General features: G+C 71.3%; 13 protein-coding genes and 2 pseudogenes. 9 read left to right on the forward strand and 6 right to left on the reverse strand.

What is annotated here, in order from left to right; all coding sequences use genetic code 11:
- Positions 1–91, reverse strand: a pseudogene (locus ABZ896_RS47520) (transketolase C-terminal domain-containing protein); the annotation flags it as partial.
- Between the two features lies 1 nt (position 92).
- Between ABZ896_RS47520 and ABZ896_RS47525 the strand changes: the two are divergent.
- From ABZ896_RS47525 to ABZ896_RS47545, 5 genes and pseudogenes are all read left to right on the forward strand, one after another.
- Positions 93–859: pseudogene (locus tag ABZ896_RS47525) on the forward strand (amino acid permease); the annotation flags it as partial.
- 191 nt (positions 860–1,050) lie between these two features.
- Positions 1,051–3,690, forward strand: coding sequence for an alpha/beta fold hydrolase (locus ABZ896_RS47530; RefSeq protein ID WP_360943851.1), 2,640 nt, complete (start codon positions 1,051–1,053; stop codon positions 3,688–3,690).
- The gene (locus tag ABZ896_RS47535) at positions 3,687–4,553 is read left to right on the forward strand and encodes an ABC transporter permease (RefSeq protein WP_360943854.1); all 867 of its coding nucleotides are present in this window, start codon (positions 3,687–3,689) and stop codon (positions 4,551–4,553) included. Before ABZ896_RS47530 ends, ABZ896_RS47535 begins: the two co-directional genes overlap by 4 nt.
- Positions 4,554–4,700: 147 nt before the next feature.
- Positions 4,701–6,233, forward strand: a complete 1,533-nt coding sequence (locus ABZ896_RS47540; protein ID WP_360943856.1) for a von Willebrand factor type A domain-containing protein — start codon at positions 4,701–4,703, stop codon at positions 6,231–6,233.
- Between the two features lie 72 nt (positions 6,234–6,305).
- Positions 6,306–8,225 carry an AMP-dependent synthetase/ligase gene (locus ABZ896_RS47545; protein WP_360943859.1) on the forward strand — a complete coding sequence of 640 codons (1,920 nt, stop codon included), beginning with the start codon at positions 6,306–6,308 and terminating at the stop codon, positions 8,223–8,225.
- Between the two features lie 64 nt (positions 8,226–8,289).
- Here the strand turns inward: ABZ896_RS47545 and ABZ896_RS47550 are convergent, their stop codons facing one another.
- Both ABZ896_RS47550 and ABZ896_RS47555 read right to left on the reverse strand, forming a co-directional pair.
- Complete coding sequence (locus tag ABZ896_RS47550; RefSeq protein WP_360943862.1) at positions 8,290–8,700, reverse strand: rodlin; 411 nt, start codon at positions 8,698–8,700, stop codon at positions 8,290–8,292.
- A gap of 202 nt (positions 8,701–8,902) precedes the next feature.
- Positions 8,903–9,304 (reverse strand): rodlin, encoded by a 402-nt coding sequence (locus ABZ896_RS47555; RefSeq protein ID WP_360943865.1) that lies wholly within the window; start codon positions 9,302–9,304, stop codon positions 8,903–8,905.
- 200 nt (positions 9,305–9,504) lie between these two features.
- Between ABZ896_RS47555 and ABZ896_RS47560 the strand changes: the two genes are divergently transcribed.
- The 3 genes from ABZ896_RS47560 (at position 9,505) to ABZ896_RS47570 (ending at position 11,366) form a co-directional block, all read left to right on the forward strand.
- Positions 9,505–9,906, forward strand: a complete 402-nt coding sequence (locus tag ABZ896_RS47560) for a rodlin (RefSeq protein WP_360943868.1) — start codon at positions 9,505–9,507, stop codon at positions 9,904–9,906.
- A gap of 253 nt (positions 9,907–10,159) precedes the next feature.
- Positions 10,160–10,387, forward strand: a complete 228-nt coding sequence (gene chpD, locus ABZ896_RS47565) for a chaplin ChpD (protein WP_360943886.1) — start codon at positions 10,160–10,162, stop codon at positions 10,385–10,387.
- A gap of 109 nt (positions 10,388–10,496) precedes the next feature.
- On the forward strand, positions 10,497–11,366 hold the full coding sequence (locus ABZ896_RS47570; RefSeq protein WP_360943871.1) for a chaplin: 870 nt from the start codon (positions 10,497–10,499) through the stop codon (positions 11,364–11,366).
- 268 nt (positions 11,367–11,634) lie between these two features.
- Here ABZ896_RS47570 and ABZ896_RS47575 read toward each other — a convergent pair whose 3' ends face one another.
- Together ABZ896_RS47575 and ABZ896_RS47580 are read right to left on the reverse strand one after the other, a co-directional pair.
- Entirely contained in the window at positions 11,635–12,903 is a 1,269-nt protein-coding gene (locus tag ABZ896_RS47575) for an NAD(P)-binding domain-containing protein (protein ID WP_360943874.1), read from the reverse strand.
- Complete coding sequence (locus ABZ896_RS47580; protein WP_360943877.1) at positions 12,903–14,252, reverse strand: ATP-grasp domain-containing protein; 1,350 nt, start codon at positions 14,250–14,252, stop codon at positions 12,903–12,905. The genes ABZ896_RS47575 and ABZ896_RS47580 overlap by 1 nt, the downstream gene beginning before the upstream one ends.
- Positions 14,253–14,388: 136 nt before the next feature.
- Between ABZ896_RS47580 and ABZ896_RS47585 the strand changes: the two genes are divergently transcribed.
- Complete coding sequence (locus ABZ896_RS47585; protein ID WP_360943880.1) at positions 14,389–15,723, forward strand: glycosyl hydrolase; 1,335 nt, start codon at positions 14,389–14,391, stop codon at positions 15,721–15,723.
- 40 nt (positions 15,724–15,763) lie between these two features.
- On the opposite strand, the gene ABZ896_RS47590 is transcribed toward ABZ896_RS47585, so the two are convergent.
- On the reverse strand, positions 15,764–16,508 hold a 745-nt coding region (locus tag ABZ896_RS47590), incomplete at its 5' end, for a GNAT family N-acetyltransferase (protein WP_360943883.1).

Below are 16,508 nucleotides of genomic sequence, written 5' to 3' on the forward strand. Positions count from 1 at the left end.
CCGCGCCCGAGCCGAAGAACACCGGCGCCTCATGGACCACGACCAGCCTGCGGGTCTTCTCCACCGAGGTCTGGATGGAGTCGAAGTCCATCGTCACGGTCATGCTCGTCGTCTCCGGCCTCGCGATCGCCCTCTTCGTCACCCAGGGCTTCTCGACGGCCGTCTATCTCTCCGAGGAGTTGGAGAACCCCCGCCGCGACGTGGCCCGAACCGTCCTCGCCACCCTCGCCATCTCCTCGGTGATCATCCTGGTCCCGGTCGCGGCGATCACCATGGGCGCCTCCGACCTCCCCGCACTGACCGGCGGCGACATCGGCGCCATGGTCACGGCCTGGTCCACCTCCGCGGTCGGCACCTTCGTCAGCCTCTGCGTGGCCCTCGCGATCATCAACGCCGGCATCGTCATGGTCATCCAGAACTCCCGCGTCCTCTTCGCCTCAGCGAGGGACAAGGCCTGGCCGATCCCGATCAACAACGCCTTCGCGAAACTGGGCCGCTTCGGCAGTCCGTGGGTCGCCCCCCTGGCCGTAGGCGTCCCGGGCGCAGCCCTCTGCTTCGTGAACCTGGACACGTTGTACGGCGTGACAGGCGTCTCGGTGACCGGCATGTACCTCCTGGTCGCGGTGGCCGCCCTGCTCTCCCGCCGCAACCCCCACAAGCACACCCGGCCTGGCGCATGCCCCTGTGGCCCACGATGCCGATAGCCCTGATAGCGGTCCTGACCTACATCCTGACCCAGCAGGACCCGCAGTATCTCCTCTGGACAGGAGGCGTCACAGCGGCAGCAACTCTCTACTGGGCCCTCTACCTCCGCCCGAGAAGGGCAACGAGGTGGTTGGTGTCGATCCCGCTGGACTGAACCCACCCAGGGGCGCGGGGAACTGCGCGACCAGCCACAACGACGCAGCAGGCGGCCGACAACACAGCCCCCACCCCCATAGCCGTACCGCACCTGCTGTACGCCAAGAACCCCCGTCCCCCCAGAGGATGGCCCCCACCTCACCCCCCGGTCGATAAGTCCCCGACAGCTTCACCCCGTACCGTTGAAACATGGATCTTCGACGCCTCCGGAGGCCACGGTGGATCGCCGCCGCGGCCTCCGCCGTCGTCCTCGCAGCCGCCGGGACATGGACGGCCACTGCCTCCGACGACCCACCCCCGGTGCACCGCGCGGACCAGATCATGTCGATCGACGGCGTCCGCATAGACACTTCGTACTTCACGGCAGGCAAAGGCACCGAGAAACGCCCGGCCGTCCTCATAGGCCACGGCTTCGGCGGCAGCAAGAACGACGTCCGCGCGGAGGCCGAGAAGCTCGCGAGAGACGGCTACGCGGTCCTCACCTGGTCCGCCCGCGGCTTCGGCAGGTCGACAGGAAAGGTCGGCCTCAACGACCCCGACGCCGAGGTCAAGGACGTCAGCAAGCTCATCGACTGGCTCGCGAAACAACCCCAGGTTCAGCTCGACAAGCCCGGCGACCCCCGCGTCGGCGTGACCGGCGCGAGCTACGGCGGCGCGATCTCCCTCCTCGCCGCCGGCTACGACGACCGCGTGGACGCCATCGCCCCCTCGATCACGTACTGGAACCTCTCGGACGCCCTGTTCCCGAACGGCGTCTTCAAGAAGCTCTGGGCCGGCATCTTCGTCAACTCCGCGGGCGGCTGCGACAAGTTCGAGCCGCAGATCTGCGCGATGTACGAGCGCGTCGCCGAGTCCGGCACCCCGGACGCGCAGGCCGAGAAGATGCTGGAGGAGCGCTCCCCGTCGGCCGTGGCGAAGAACATCAAGGTCCCCACGCTCCTCCTCCAGGGCCAGACCGACTCCCTCTTCCCCCTGAACCAGGCCGACGCCGCCGCGAAGGCGATCCGCGCCAACGGCGCCCCCGTGGACGTCGACTGGATCGCCGGCGGCCATGACGGCGGCGACCTGGAGACGAGCCGCGTCCAGTCCCGCGTCACGAACTGGTTCGACCGCTACCTCAAGGACGACAAGGGAACCGACACCGGCCCCGCCTTCCGCGTCACCCGCACCCTCGGCACGGGGACCGGCGACGGCGAGCCCCGCCTGCGGGGCGTGACCGCGGACAAGTACCCCGGCCTGGAGAGCGACGAGCACGAAATCACGCTGACCGGACGAGAGCAGAGTTTCGCCAACCCGGCCGGCGCCAGCCCGCCCGGGATCTCGGCCCTCCCCGGTCTCGGCAGCGCCGCCGGCGGCCTCTCCCAGCTCTCCTCGCTCGGTGTCTCCCTCTCCCTCGACTTCCCCGGCCAGTTCGCCTCGTTCGAGTCGGCGCCGGTCAAGGACGATCTCCAGATCACCGGTTCGTCCACGGTCACCGTCCATGTGAAGTCGACGAGCGACGAAGCCGTCCTCTTCGCCAAGCTGTACGACGTCGGCCCGGACGGCCGCCAGCAGACGCTGCCCTCCCAACTCGTCGAGCCCGTCAAGGTAGTTGGCGCGAAGGCCGGCAAGGACGTCACGATCACCCTCCCGGCGATCGACCACGAGATCGACGACGGCCACCGCCTCAAGCTGGTCCTCGCCTCCACCGACCTCGCCTACGCCTCCCCGACCACCCCGGCGACGTACACCGTCTCCCTCAAGAGCGGCGACCTCCAGGTCCCCACCGCCCTCGCGGAGAAGAACACCCGCGCCCCGCTGCCCGCCTGGACCTGGTGGCTGCCGCTCGCCGGCGCCCTGGTCGCCCTGGCCCTCGTTCTCACCGGCCGCCGCCGGACCGTGGCCCCCGCCGCCCCCGACCCGGCGCTCGCCGAAGTCCCGCTCCAGATCACGGACTTGAGCAAGAAGTACGCCAAGTCCACCGACCGGTACGCCGTCCGCGACCTCTCCTTCCGCGTCGAGAAGGGCCAGGTCCTCGGCCTGCTCGGCCCCAACGGCGCCGGAAAGACGACCACGTTGCGCATGCTGATGGGCCTGATCAAGCCGGACGGCGGCGAGATCCGCGTCTTCGGCCACGCCATCGCCCCCGGCGCCCCCGTCCTCTCCCGCGTCGGCGCCTTCGTCGAGGGTGCGGGCTTCCTCCCGCACCTGTCGGGCCGGGAGAACCTGGAGCTGTACTGGCAGGCCACCGGCCGCCCGCCCGAGGACGCCCACATGGACGAGGCGCTCGAAATCGCCGGCCTGGGCGACGCGTTGGCCCGCGCGGTGCGCACCTACTCCCAGGGCATGCGCCAGCGCCTGGCCATCGCCCAGGCCATGCTGGGCCTGCCGGACCTGCTGATCCTCGACGAGCCGACCAACGGCCTCGACCCGCCGCAGATCCGCGAGATGCGCGAGGTGATGATCCGCTACGCGGCGGCCGGCCGTACGGTCATCGTCTCCAGCCATCTGCTCTCCGAGGTCGAGCAGTCCTGCACCCACCTCGTGGTGATGGACCGCGGCCGGCTCGTCCAGGCGGGCCCGGTCGGCGAGATCGTCGGCTCCGGCGACACCCTCCTGGTCGGCACCGCCGTACCCCTGGAGGAGCCCGTCGTGGAGAAGATCGCCGCGCTGCCCGGCATCGCCTCGGCCGACCCCACCGACGACGGCCTTCTGGTACGGCTCGACGCGGACGGCACCGCCCAGCGCCTGGTCGCCGAACTCGTCCGGCTGGAGGTCCCGGTGACCTCGGTCGGCCCGCACCGCCGCCTCGAAGACGCCTTCCTCACCCTGATCGGAGACCACGCATGAGCGCCACCCTGGAAGGGCGCGCGGAGGTCGCCGACGGCTACCGCGCGGGCCGCACACTGCCCCTCAGGGTCGAGCTGGTACGGCAGTTGAAGCGCCGCCGCACCCTCGTCATGTACGGCATCCTCGTCGCCCTGCCCTTCGTCCTGCTGATCGCGTTCCAGCTGGGCGGCGGGCCGGGATCCAACAACAACCAGACCGGCCTGATGGACACGGCCACCCTGTCCGGGGCGAACTTCGCCGCGGTCAACCTCTTCGCCTCGGCCGGATTCCTGCTGGTCGTCCCGGTCGCCCTGTTCTGCGGGGACACCGTCGCCTCGGAGGCCAGCTGGTCCTCGCTGCGCTATCTGCTCGCGGCCCCCGTGCCGAGGGCCCGGCTGCTGTGGTCCAAGCTCGTCGTCGGCCTCACCCTCAGCCTCGGCGCGATGATCCTGCTGCCGGTGGTCGCCCTCGCCGTCGGCACGGTCGCGTACGGATGGGGTCCCTTGGAGCTGCCGACCGGCGGCTCGCTGGCCCCGGGCACGGCGGCCCAACGCCTGCTGATCACCGTGGCGTACATCTTCGTCTCCCAACTCGTCACCGCTGCCCTGGCGTTCTGGCTCTCCACCCGAACGGACGCCCCGCTCGGGGCGGTTGGCGGCGCGGTGGGCCTGACCATCATCGGCAACGTCCTCGACTCGGTGACGGCCCTCGGCGACTGGCGCGACTTCCTGCCCGCGCACTGGCAGTACGCCTGGCTCGACGCCGTCCGCCCCCGCCTGGACTGGTCCGACATGATCCAGGGCACCTCCCTGTCGATAACGCTCGCCCTGGTGCTGTTCGCCCTGGCCTTCAGGGGTTTCGCCCGCAAGGACGTGGTCTCCTAGGTCAACGGAGGATCACCCACCGGTCTCAACAGCCGCCCTTCGTGCCCCCTTTGAGACCCTTCCGCAACGCTCCGTAGCGCACGTTCCGGCCCCCTGGCCCGTCACAGTCGCAGAAGCCGACGTCAACAGGCCCAGGGGGTACGGACGATGGAGCGACAGCGGACACGACAGGTGATGCTCGCCCTCACACTGGCGGGCGGCCTGCTGCTCACCGGTTGCGGGGGCGGCGACGACAGCGGAAGCAGGAGCAGCGCCGACGGGTCGAAGGGCGGCTCGTACGGCTCGGCCTTCCCGGCCCCCGACCAGCCCGAGGGCGAACAGGACTCCGACGAGTCCCGCGACTTCGAGTCCCCGGAGTCACAGGCACCCGACTACCTCTCCACCTTCGCCCTCGACGTGGACACCGCCTCCTACGGCTACGCCCGCCGCACCCTCGCCGAGGGCCGCCGCCCCGACCCCTCGACGATCCGCCCCGAGGAGTTCGTCAACAGCTTCCGCCAGGACTACGACCGCCCCGACGGCAACGGCTTCACGGTCACCGTCGACGGCGCCCGCACCGGCGACGACGACTGGTCCCTGGTCCGCGTGGGCCTGGCCACCAGGGGCACCTCGGACGACCAGGACGAACGCCCGCCCGCCGCCCTCACCTTCGTCATCGACATCTCCGGCTCCATGTCCGAACCCGGCCGCCTCGACCTCGCCCAGCAGTCCCTCGACACCATGACCGAGCGCCTGCACGACGACGACTCGGTCGCCCTCGTCACCTTCAGCGACCAGGCCGAACAGGTCCTGCCGATGACCCGCCTCGGCGGCCACCGCGACAAGATCCACAAGGCGATCGACAGCCTGGAGCCGACGTACTCCACCAACCTCGGCGCGGGCGTGGAGACCGGCTACGAGACGGCCGTCGACGGCCTGCGCGAGGGCGCCACCAACCGGGTCGTCCTCGTCTCCGACGCCCTCGCCAACACCGGTGACACGGACGCCGACTCGATCCTCGACCGCATCGACGGCGCCCGCCGCGAACACGGCATCACCCTCTTCGGCGTCGGCGTCGGCAGCGACTACGGCGACGCCCTGATGGAACGCCTCGCCGACAAGGGCGACGGCCACACCGTCTACGTCTCCGGCGCGGACGACGCCGAGAAGGTCTTCTGCGAGCAGCTCCCGCAGAACATCGACCTCACCGCCCGCGACGCCAAGGCCCAGGTCGCCTTCGACCCCGAGACCGTGTCCTCCTTCCGCCTCGTCGGCTACGACGACCGCCGCGTCGCCGACGACGACTTCCGCGACGACCGAGTGGACGGCGGCGAGGTCGGCCCCGGCCACACCGTCACCGCCCTCTACGCCGTCCGCACCCGCCCGGGCGCCGAGGGCCACCTCGCCACCGCGACGGTCCGCTGGCAGGACCCGGACACCCGCGCCCCGCACGAGGAGAACGGCCAGCTGGACACCGACGACCTCGCCGGCTCGGTCCGCGACGCGGGCGCCCGCTTCCAGGTCACCGCGGTCGCCGCCTGGTTCGCCGACGCCCTGCGCGACCGCGGCGACGCCCTCCCCGGCCGCCCCTCCCTGAGCGAACTCGCCGAACGCGCCGACGACTTGGCCGACACCACCGAGGACAGCGCGGTACGTCAACTCGCCGACACCATCCGCCAGGCCCGGCATCTCGCCGAGTAGCGCCGGACCCATTGACCTTTCGTTACGCGTCAGTAAGTTAGCTGTCCTGTCCGAGCCGACCGGGGAGCCGTCATGGGCGTACGCAAGGACCTGAAGCGGGCGAAGCAGCGTGCCGACCTGGCCGCCCGCGCCAGGGTCGAGGTGGTCAGGGACGCCGACGGCGTCGTACGCGAGGCACGCACCCCGCCGCTCGTCGCGACCCCGGCCACCGGAAGCATCGCCGACCTCCCGTTCACCAACGCGGTTCAGGCGCCGGACGCCGTGGTCCTGCGCCGCGAGCGGAACGGCGCCTGGCATCCCGTCACGGCCACCGCCTTCGCCGCCGAAGTGACCGCCGTCGCCAAGGGGTTGATCGCGGCGGGGCTCGAACCGGGCGGCCGCGTCGCCGTGATGTCCCGCACCCGTTACGAGTGGACGGTCCTGGACTTCGCGATCTGGGCGGCCGGCGGCCAGACCGTCCCGGTCTACGCGACCTCCTCCGCCGAGCAGGTCGACTGGATCGTCCGCGACTCCGGTGCCCGGCACGTCGTCGTCGAGACGGCGGAGAACGCCGACACCCTCACCGTCGGCACCTCCGCCCACGAACACGCGCCGCATGTATGGCAGTTGGAGGCGGGAGAACTGGCCGGGTTGATCTCCCTCGGCGCGGACGTCCCCGACGAGGAGGTCACCAAGCGCCGCACCTCCCTGAGCCCGGACACCGTCGCCACCGTCTGCTACACCTCCGGCACCACCGGCCGCCCCAAGGGCTGCGTCCTGACCCACGGCAACCTGCACGCCGAGGCCGCCAACACCGTCGAACTGCTGCATCCCGTCTTCGAGGCGGTCACCGGCCAGGTCGCCTCCACCCTGCTCTTCCTCCCGCTCGCCCACATCATGGGCCGCACGATCCAGATCGCCTGTCTGATGGCCCGCATCGAGATCGGCCACTGCCCGAGCATCAAGCCCGACGAACTACGGCCCGCGCTCCGGGAGTTCCGCCCCACCTTCATCGTCGGCGTGCCGTACCTCTTCGAGAAGATCCACGCCACCGGCCGCGCCACCGCCGAGAAGATCGGCCGCGCCGCCTCCTTCGACCGCGCCCACCGCATCGGCGTCCGCTTCGGCGAGGCGTACCTGAACAAGTTCCTCGACACCGGCAAGGGCCCCGGCCTGGGCCTCTACGCCGCCTGGGCCCTGTACGACCTGCTGGTGTACCGCCGTATCCGCAAGGAACTCGGCGGCCGCATGCGCTACGCCATCAGCGGCGGATCCCCCCTCGACCGAGAACTGAGCCTCTTCTTCTACGCGGCGGGCATCATCGTCTACGAGGGCTACGGCCTCACCGAGACGACGGCCGCCGCGACCATCGTCCCGCCGCTCAGGCCCCGCCCCGGCACGGTCGGACAGCCCGTCCCCGGCACCGCGATCCGGATCGCCGGCGACGGCGAGGTCCTCGTCAAGGGCGCGGTCGTCTTCGGTGCCTACTGGAACAACCCGGCGGCCACCGACGCCGTCCTCACCGACGAGTGGTTCGCCACCGGCGACCTCGGCGCGCTCGACGGCGACGGCTACCTCACCATCACCGGGCGCAAGAAGGACCTGCTGGTCACCTCAGGGGGCAAGAACGTCTCCCCGGCCGTCCTGGAGGACCGGCTGCGCAGCCGCGCCCCCGTCGGGCAGTGCCTCGTCGTCGGCGACAACCGCCCCTTCGTGGCCGCCCTGATCACCCTGGACCCCGAGGCGATGGAGCACTGGCTGTCGGTGCGCGGGCTGCCCAGGGACACCCCCTTCGCCGAACTCGCCGGGGACGCGCGGCTGCGCGCCGACATCCAGCAGGCCGTCGACCACGCCAACGCGGCCGTCTCGCGCGCCGAGTCGATCCGCGCCTTCCGGCTGGTCGAGGGCGAGTTCACCGAGGACAACGGCATGCTCACGCCCTCCCTCAAGGTCAAGCGGCACGTGGTGACGACGGCGTACGCGCGGGACGTCGAGGCGATCTACGCGAAGTAGCGGCACGCGAAACGGCGGGCCACCGGAGAACCGGTGACCCGCCGTCGCGGCGGAGCGGGGAGACTCAGCCGTTGCCCGCGCCGTTGCCGGAGAGGGCCGAGATGTCGTCCAGGATGTGCGACAGCGGCTCGTCGCCCTTGGCCTGGGTGGAGTTCTCGACGCACTGCTGGTTCTGCGGGGCCGACAGGATCGGCACGTCCTGCAGGACACCGACGGCGGCGACGCCGACGAGGCCCTGGAGGTTGAGCTTCGCCGGCAGACCGACACAGGGCTTGTTCAGCGAACCCTGGACCAGCGAGAGCTGCGGGCTCATGTCGCCGAACGTGGCCGAGTTGCCGAACTCCTGCGAGGCGCCGTTGCCACTGGCGGACGTGGTGCCGCTGTCGTTGCCGATGGCGAGCGCCTGGGGGGCGGCCGCGGCCGCGACACCGGCGACGGACGCGGCAACAGCCGCGGTTGCCCACAGCTTCTTCATGTTCGTTCCCTTCGAAAAACGGACTCCGGGGAGGGAGTTGCATGATCGTCAACGCGTGGACCCCGGCCGAGGTTGCGGTCTTTGCCCCGTTTGGCCCAGCGCGTTTCCGGACGACGCGGGCGCCCCTGCGGCGTTCGGCGCACCACGAAAAAACAGCGGGCCGCCGAGAGTTCGGCGACCCGCTGAGAGGCTGGACGACGGATCAGTGGTTGCCGCCGCCGTTGCCGGAGAGGGCCGAGATGTCGTCCAGGATGTGCGACAGCGGCTCGTCGCCCTTGGCCTGGGTGGAGTTCTCGACACACTGCTGGTTCTGCGGGGCCGACAGGATCGGCACGTCCTGCAGAACGCCGACGGCGGCGACGCCGACGAGACCCTGGAGGTTCGCCTTCGCGGGCAGACCGATGCAGGGCTTGTTCAGGGAACCCTGGATGAGCGCCATCTGCGGGCTCATGTTGCCGTAGGTGGCCGAGTTGCCGAACGACTGGTGGGCACCGTTGCCGCTGGCGGAGGTGGTGCCGTTGTCGTTGCCGATCGCCATGGCGGGGGAGGCAGCACCCACTACGGAAGCGGCGACCGCGGCGGAAGCCAGAACCTTCTTGATCACTTGCTAATCCCTTCTGGAGAAACCCCGTCCACCGGAGCGCCTTGGTCAACTGCGCCGGGCCGGTGTGGTTGCTCCCTTTCACTCCGATGGCGCAGTGCGGCGATCGGGCGGGTGAACTCCCGCAACCAAAAACCGGGGAGCCGGTTGATGCGGACGCAGGAGCGTGCGTCGTGGTGATGCACCTGGGAAAGGAACGGAAAATGCTGAAGAAGGCAATGGCCGCCGCGGGCGTGGCTGCGTGTGTGGTCGGTGTCGCTTCACCCGCCATGGCCATCGGTGACGACACCGGCACCACGTCCGCCAGCGGCAACGGCGCGCACGACAAGTTCGGCAACTCGGTGACCAAGGGCGACATGAGCCCGCAGGCCACCCTGGTCCAGAGCACGGCCAACAAGCTCTGCATCGGCCTGCCCGCGAAGGCGAACGCCCAGGGCATCGTCGGCCTGGCCGCCGTCGGCGTCCTCCAGGACGTGCCGATCCTGTCGGCCCCGCAGAACCAGCAGTGCGCCGACAACAGCACCCAGGCCAAGGGTGACGAGCCGGCCTCGCACATCCTGAGCGACATCTCGGCCCTCGCCGGAAACGGTGTGAAGAACGGCTGACACAGCACCACGAAATCGCCCGGGCATATGCCCGGGCGATTTTTGCTGATGTCCCGTCAATTTCCTTTGCGTTACTCAGATGAAGCGTTTCTCCGAGGGCGTTCGAGTGAATTCGGCGACGACTCGCGTTCAGGGGTTTCCTCTGCCGTCTATTCCTCGTTCTACAGCCTGCCGGTCATGGTGCGAGCCGTTCCGACTGTGCTCGCTCGGTTTCTACCGTCATCGAGGCATGACCGCAGAGAAGGGAAATCTCATGAAGAAGACCGCTGCTGTTGTCGCGGGTGCGCTGATGGCCCTCGGTATGGCCGCCCCGGCCTTCGCGGACGCGGGTGCCGAAGGTGCCGCCGTCGGTTCCCCGGGTGTCCTCTCCGGCAACGTCGTGCAGGTGCCGGTCCACGTGCCCGTCAACGTGTGCGGCCTCTCCGTGAACGTCATCGGTGCGCTGAACCCGGCGTTCGGCAACACCTGCGTCAACGACTGACGACGTAGCGCATCAGCCACTCGGCTGTGCTCGGGCCGGCCTCGGACGTCTTCTACCCGTTCGAGGCCGGCCTTTTCCCTCTCTTCTCCGAGCAGGAAGAACAAGAGAATTGCGACAGACCCTGAGTAGGGGAGTGGTCGCGGCCGCCGCCGCGACGAGCATTCTGTCCCTGTGCGGCAGCCCCGCGATCGCCGAGTCGCACGCGGGCGGGGCCGCACAGGACTCGCCGGGCGTTCTGTCCGGCAACAACGTGGCCGCCCCGATCGAGGTTCCGGTCAACGCCTGCGGCGACTCCGTGGACGTGATCGCCCCGTTGAACCCGACGTTCGGCAACTCCTGTGCGAGCGGCGGCGGTTCACACAAGGGCGGACACCACGGCAGCCACCGCCACGGTCACGACCGCGGCTACGGCGACGACTCGTCCTGCGAGAGCGACGGCGGTTACGGCGGCGGTTACGGCGGTGGCTACGGCGGCGACTGCGAGGAGACCCCGCCGCCCACGAAGCCCCCGACGAAGCCGCCGGTCCACACTCCGCCGGCCACGACCCCGCCGGTGACGACGCCGCCCGTGACGGGACCCCCGGCGACCCCGCCGCACACCACCCCGCCGGTGACCACGCCCCCGGCCACCACCCCGCCCGTCACGACGCCTCCGACGACGTACCCGCCGACGACGACCCCGCCGGAGACCAAGCCTCCGACGACGACGCCTCCGGTGACCACGCCGCCCGCGACGACACCTCCGGCCACCACGCCACCGGTGACGACGCCCCCGTCGTACCCGCCGACGACGACCCCGCCGGCGACCACGCCCCCCGTGACGACCCCGCCGTCGACCACACCGCCCACCACCCCGCCGCACCTGCCCCACACGGGCAGCAACGGCGAGGCCATGCTGGGTGCCTCGGGGCTCAGCGCCGCGATGATCGTGGCCGGAGCCGTGCTGTACCGCAGGGGCCGGACCGCGTCCCACCGCTAGGGCCTGTCCGGCGGATCATGCCGGCGTCGCGGGGCTGGGCACGCCCGTCTGCGGCGTTGCCGTCGCGCCGGACGCACCACACGGGCATCAATGCCGCACCGGGTGCCGGGCCGAACCAGCCCGGCACCCGCGCCCCGCCGCAGAGCCGTCCCACTCGCGCCGCGCTCCAGAGCCCGGCGCCCCCTCCCCGAGCCCTGTCGCGGAACCGCCGCGCGGCCTCATCGAGGCCCCGCGCCACCCGAGTCCTGTTCCAGCGCCGCAGGCCGTCTCACCCCCGCCCCGCGGCCACCGCTCCCCGCCCGTCCCGGCTCCCCGGCACCCGGGCCGCGCCACCGGCCGCGCCCTTGCGCAGTCGGCGCCGCACCCCTCGTACGAGAGCGTCCGCCGTGTACGTCGCCCCGTGCACGAAGCGCATGGCCGGGCCATAGCCGGCGGCCGTGACCAGGCCCGCGAGGAAGAGGCCGGGGTGGGAGGACTCGAAGTCCCTCACGGTCTGCGGGGATCCGTCGGGTGCCGCGGTGAGGGCGCCGCGCAACTCGTCCGTCAGCAGGCCCAGTCGGTCCACCGTCGCGCTGAACCCCGTGGCCGCGATGACGTGTTCGGTCTCCAGGTTCTCCAGGGTCCCCGGTCGACGTCCCGTCACCTCCAGCCGTACGCCGCCCTCCACCGCCCGGGCCGCCGCCACCTCCTGGCCGAGTCGCACCTCCACGCCCCGCTCCACCCGCTCGCGCACCCACCACGCGCCCGCGGGCCCCAGCGCGGTGGCCGCGACCTCCGCACGCGTGGACTCCGGGAGGCGGTGGAAGAGGCCGGGGCGTTCGGCGTAGAACCAGTTGCGCCAGCCGATGCCCAGGCCGCTGAGCGGGGCGCGGGCCGAGCGCCACCACGGGCGCTCGAACGGTGGCGGGACGTCGTTCCAGCGGAGCACGTCCGCACGGACCAACACCCGTGCGCGGGCGCCCTGTTCGGCGAGGAGGGCCGCCGTCTCCAGGGCCGCCTGGCCGCCGCCGATCACCGTGACGTCCCGGTCGTGGAAGCGGTCGAGCGCGCTGTGGTGGGTGCTGTGCGAGACGAGCGCGGGGTCCAGGTCGCGCAGGGCGGCGGGGATGTCGACGAACGGCATGACACCGACGGCCAGGGCGACCGTGCGGGCGTGCAGGGTCTGGCCGTCCTCGGTCACCGCCTCGAAGCCGCCGGGGTGAGCGGCGATCCGGGTCACCATGCGCTCGTCGACCTCGGGCACGGCGTTCCGCGCGAACCACAGGCCGTAGTCGGCGAACATCTCGACCGGGATCGGCTCGCCGTGCCGCGCGGTGACACCCTGGCCCGCGCAGTAGGCGTCCAGGGTCCACCGCCCGTCCGGGGCGGAGAGGTTGGACGCCCACGGCTCCGACTTGAGGAACATCCCGCGGGGCATGTGGTCGCGCCAGGACGCCATGGGCCGCCCGAGCACCTTCAGACTCAGCCCGGCGTCCGCCGCGTGCGCCGCGACGGACAGCCCGTACGGACCGGCACCCACCACTAAAAGGTCGTACATCAGCAACTGCTCGCTTTCTGATCGTCAGGGAGATCGGGGAGATCGGGAAGTTCCGTGGGACCGGACACCTCGGCCGGTTCCGGGAGTGCCGCCAGGTCCGTCCTGCTCGCCGCAGGCGCCGCCGCCTGGCGGATCACCTGGGCCGCGCGGGACCGGCGGCCGGGCCGTGTGCACACGCGCCGCACCCGCTCCAGCAGCCGACGGGACACATGGCGGCCCCACAGCGCCCACATCGCCCAGCCCGGCACCCGGTCGTCGCCCGCGTGCCACGCCAGCTCCCGGCCTCCGGCGCCCCGGCGCGGCGCGGTCAGCGGCGCGTAGTTCTCCACCACGAACGCCCGCCCGGGCAGCGGCATCCCGGCCGGCAGCGGACGGTGGGTCAGGTCCAGGTGCAGCGCGCGTACGACGTCCAGGCCCGCGGTGTCGGTGAAGAGCCGGAACTGCGCGCCGGGCCGCGGGTTGAAGTCGAGCAGGTGGTACGCCCCCGTCGCACCGCACAGACGGAAGTCCAGGTCGAGCACGCCCCGATAGCCCAGCTCCCGGGTCAGCCGCTCGGCGAGCCCCTGCACCTGCGGGTTCGGTCTCCAGCGGCCCACCGCGGTCAGCCCGGCCCCGCGCGGCCAGGACTGCTCCTTCACCCCCGGCCCGCCCGCCCGCACGGCACCCGAGCGGTCGACGTACCCGTGGAAGAACCAGTCCCGCTCCGGGCCCGGCGGCAGGAACTCCTGGAGCAGCAGCCGACTGCCCGCCTCCTCGGTGCGCAGATACAGCTCGCGCGCCTCCTGCGTGGAGCGCACCACGACCGTGCTGCGCAGCCCGCTGTCCGGAGGGAGCAGCCAGGGGCGGCTCCACTTGGCGATGACCGGCAGCCCCAGCCGCCAGGCCATCGCGGCGGCCTGCTCGGTGCTCTCGGGGACCAGCGTCTCCGGATGCGGCACCCCCACCCGCGCGCACATCTCGGCCAGTTCCGCCTTGTCCGCCACTTGCTCGGCCAGCGTCGGCGGCTGTGGCGGCAGCAGATAGGAGGGGGCCAGCTCGGCCCGCAGCCGGGCCGCCGCGACGGCGCTCGCGTCGTCCATCGGGATCAGCACGGCCGGGCAGGTGAACCGGGCGGCGACCCGGCGCAGCACGGCGGCGATGGCGTCCGGGGAGGCGCCGGGCGGCGGCGGGGGATGCAACTGCCGTACGAAGCGCGAATGGCGGACCGGGCTTCCCGCGCAGTCGGCGACCACGTGCACGTCCACTCCCGCCCGGCCGAGCGAGCGGACGGCACCGAGCGTGCCGTGGTGAAAGGGATTCCGGTCGATCCGCAGCAGCACGGCGGGGACTCGGGTGTCGAACAGCGACACGGGCTATTCCTCGGGTCTCTTCACCCGTGCGGACCATCGACGCACTCGAAAGCCGTAAGCACGGTGGCGGAATTCATATTGATATGACTGAGTGTCAGGTGTCGGACAACGCGAGAGAGTGCAGAAAGGAGCAGGAATGGACTCACAGCAAAGACGGGCTCGTGCCGGACGGCTGGCGTTCATCGCGGCGACCGTGGCCGCGTCGGCCGCCCTGGCGTCGGGTCCGGGTTTCGCCGTGGGAGTGGTCGGAGATCCTCCCGCTCCGACGCCCGCGGTGACGCCCGCGCCGGCGGTCACTCCCGACCCGGTTCCGGCGGTGGACCCCGTCAAGCCGGTGGAGCCTGTGCCGCCCGTGCCGCCCGTCGTGCCCAAGGACGTCCCGGCCTTCGGCGCCTACCTCGACTACGGCGCCCGCGGGATCGCGCGGATCGCCGAGCTCAGCCGCTGGCTGGGCAACGCCGACCTGCGCGTCGGCCACACCTATCTGCCCGGCGACCGCTGGAGCAACATCGAGGGCAGGCCCGGTTTCCTGGACATCTGGGCGGACTGGCGCCTGGAGCGCGCGGACCGGATGTTCGTCCTCAACGTCCCGATGATGGAGCGCAACGAGGACAACCTCTCCGACATGCAGGTCCGGCTGCTGCTGCGCCGGGGCGCGGCGGGCCAGTTCGACGAGCACTACCGCCTCCTCGCCCAGCACCTGGTCGACCTGAAGGTCCCGGACACGGTGATCGTGCTCGGCTGGGAGATGAACGGCACCACGTACTCCCACCGCTGCGGCCCCGACCCGACGTCCTGGAAGGCGTACTGGAAGCGGATCGTCACCACGATGCGCTCCGTGCCCGGCCAGAAGTTCAAGTTCGACTTCACCCCGACCCGCGGCCGGGACGCCATTCCGTGGACCCAGTGCTATCCGGGTGACGACGTGGTCGACATCGTCGGAATGGATTCCTACGACCAGCCGTCCGGACTGACCTTCGACGAACAGATCAAGGAGCCCTACGGCCTTCAGGAACACGTCGATTTCGCCAAGGCGCACGGAAAGCCCGTCTCGTATCCGGAATGGGGTCTTTTCCGCAACGGCGACAACGCCGAGTACATGAAGCGCATGCTCGCCTGGATGGACGAGCACAAGCCGCTGTACAACACGCTGACCGACTACTGCCCGCACGGGGTGTGGCAGTGCGGGTCCAACCCGAAGTCGTCCGCGGTCTACCGGTCCGTGCTCTTCGGCCGCACCGGTGAGCCGACCCCGGCACCGACCCCGGAGCCGACCAAGCCCACCGAGCCCACGACACCGACGACACCGACCGTCCCGACCACGCCGACGGTCCCGCCGGTCGAGCCCACCAAGCCGCCCGTGCCGACGACCCCGCCCAACTGCTCGCCGCTGAACCTGGGCGACTGGGTGGAGTACTGGCTCGGCGGGAAGCTGTGCATGCGCCTCGACTGGTTCTCCCGCAACCGCTAGGGCGACCGACCAGGCCGTCGAAAGGTGGCGGCAGGCCCGCTCAGGACCTGCCGCCACCGTCGCGCTCCCTCCGGTCCCGCCAGCGCAGCAGCAACTCCTTGCCCCGCCGCCGGGCCGCGACGTCACAGACGACCGCGGACAGCAGCGGGGCGGTGTGCGTCCGGGCCAGCAACAGCCGCTGATTCACGACGGGTTCGGGCCGCCAGTGCTGCTTGTACGGCTCGGTGCCGCGCAGCAGGCTCAGCGTGCCCCGGGCGTGCCGGGTGCACGCGTCGAGCAGCATCACCGCCACGTCCGCCTTGCGTTCGCGCAGACAGGGATGGGCGCCGTACAGATAGCCGCCCGCGAGCCGCTGCGACAGCAGCGTGAGGTCCACGGCCACCACGTCGTCGTCCAGCCGGAACTCGGTGACCACCGCGTCCCCGGAGGCCACCATCGGCCCGACCGAGCGCACCAGGTGGTCGCGGAACCGCGGCCGCAGATGCTCCGAGGTCACCTTCCGGCCCTGCCACTGGAGCTCGTGCAGCTCGATGAGCCGACGCAGCGCCTTGTCCACCTCGTCCGGCTCCACGACATGCCGCTCGACCCCGAGCGAGGTGAGCTTGCGCAGCTTGGCGCGTACCCGCTGCTGGGCCTTGGTGGAGGGCAGCCGGGCGACCAGCTCTTCCATGGGTACGGCGGGCAGCTCCAGGCACGTCGAGTCGCCCACCCGGCGCCGGGGCCCCGACCAGTGGTCGTAGATCCGCTCGGCCGCGCCGCCCGGACGGACCTCGCGCAGGTCGACC

The sequence above is a fragment of the Streptomyces sp. NPDC047072 genome, assembly GCF_040643855.1.
In the GTDB taxonomy this organism is placed as follows: domain Bacteria; phylum Actinomycetota; class Actinomycetes; order Streptomycetales; family Streptomycetaceae; genus Streptomyces.

Bases quoted from the DNA above. Each gene is read 5' to 3' on its own strand.
- ABZ896_RS47585 (WP_360943880.1), top strand. From the start codon at position 14,389: ATGGACTCACAGCAAAGACGGGCTCGTGCCGGACGGCTGGCGTTCATC.
- ABZ896_RS47545 (WP_360943859.1), top strand. From the start codon at position 6,306: ATGGGCGTACGCAAGGACCTGAAGCGGGCGAAGCAGCGTGCCGACCTG.
- ABZ896_RS47560 (WP_360943868.1), top strand. From the start codon at position 9,505: ATGCTGAAGAAGGCAATGGCCGCCGCGGGCGTGGCTGCGTGTGTGGTC.
- ABZ896_RS47575 (WP_360943874.1), bottom strand. From the start codon at position 12,903: ATGTACGACCTTTTAGTGGTGGGTGCCGGTCCGTACGGGCTGTCCGTC.
- ABZ896_RS47540 (WP_360943856.1), top strand. From the start codon at position 4,701: ATGGAGCGACAGCGGACACGACAGGTGATGCTCGCCCTCACACTGGCG.
- ABZ896_RS47550 (WP_360943862.1), bottom strand. From the start codon at position 8,700: ATGAAGAAGCTGTGGGCAACCGCGGCTGTTGCCGCGTCCGTCGCCGGT.
- chpD (WP_360943886.1), top strand. From the start codon at position 10,160: ATGAAGAAGACCGCTGCTGTTGTCGCGGGTGCGCTGATGGCCCTCGGT.
- ABZ896_RS47530 (WP_360943851.1), top strand. From the start codon at position 1,051: ATGGATCTTCGACGCCTCCGGAGGCCACGGTGGATCGCCGCCGCGGCC.
- ABZ896_RS47535 (WP_360943854.1), top strand. From the start codon at position 3,687: ATGAGCGCCACCCTGGAAGGGCGCGCGGAGGTCGCCGACGGCTACCGC.